Below are 1,016 nucleotides of genomic sequence, written 5' to 3' on the forward strand. Positions count from 1 at the left end.
AAAGTGTGAAGGCGATCCTGACTATAAAGTTAACTGCATATCACAGGCCTATAAGTATTTGTTTTGTAGGCAAAAAAACTATTTTTAATTTTTAACAAAATGTTCACGATCTCGCCCTGTTCCTTAGAGCTCCACAGGTAACGGCATTACTCCGGACCATTGAGAGCGGGGACACAATCCATCGGTTGTTGCAGTCGATCAAGTCGATCATGAACTTTGCAGTGATCGAGGGCTTAGCTGATTTCAACCCGTGTTCCGCCATCACGAAAGCGGCCAATCTGCCAATTCACACCGTCGAGCACATGCCAGCCATGGAGCCCGCCGAGATTGTCGAGCTGGTTAGCACCATAGACGGCGGCAGCATGGATGTTATCGCCCGCCATGCCATGTGGTGGAGCTTGCACACCCTCATTCGGCCAGCAGAGTCAGCGAATACCCGTTGGGACGAGATTGACATAGAAAAGCGCCTGTGGATCATTCCTGCCGATCGAATGAAGATGGCTCGTGATCACCGCGTCCCGCTGACAGATGCCGCCGTGGCGATTTTAGAAGGCATGAAGCCCCTATCCGGCAACCGGGAATATGTGTTCCCCAATCGCAGAGACCCGCGCAAACCTATGCATTCACAATCGGTCAATTGCGCCCTGCGCCGTATAGGGCTTGCAGGCCGCCAGACGGCGCACGGCTTCCGCGCCCTCGGGTCCACTACCCTACACCAAGCTGGATTCATTACTGACGTGATTGAGGCTGCCCTCGCGCATGCCGACAACAACAAGGTGAGAGCGAGTTACCAGCGAGGCGACTATCTGACTCAACGTGTCGAGCTTATGAACTGGTGGAGCGAGCACATTGAGCGAGCCCGTGCTGGAGAGCTGACGCCAGGGGTTGGTGACAACGTGGTGCAAATCCAGAGGGCGAGATAAATCAGCCCCTATCTACAACCGTCATTCCGCACCTGATTTTGCTATTTTCAGTGCTTGACGGCGATCGGCCGTTCTGATCTATTACTCTCTTTT

Annotated in this window: 1 protein-coding gene; it reads left to right on the forward strand. The window is 53.2% G+C overall.

Translation table 11 applies throughout. The annotated features are described in order from the left end of the window. Window positions 1-185: 185 nt before the first annotated feature. Window positions 186-923 carry a tyrosine-type recombinase/integrase gene (locus tag OKC30_RS21045; protein ID WP_270665470.1) on the forward strand — a complete coding sequence of 246 codons (738 nt, stop codon included), beginning with the start codon at window positions 186-188 and terminating at the stop codon, window positions 921-923. The last annotated feature ends 93 nt before the right edge of the window (window positions 924-1,016 follow it).

The organism is Aeromonas sp. QDB18, from assembly GCF_027705325.1.
GTDB lineage: Bacteria > Pseudomonadota > Gammaproteobacteria > Enterobacterales > Aeromonadaceae > Aeromonas > Aeromonas caviae.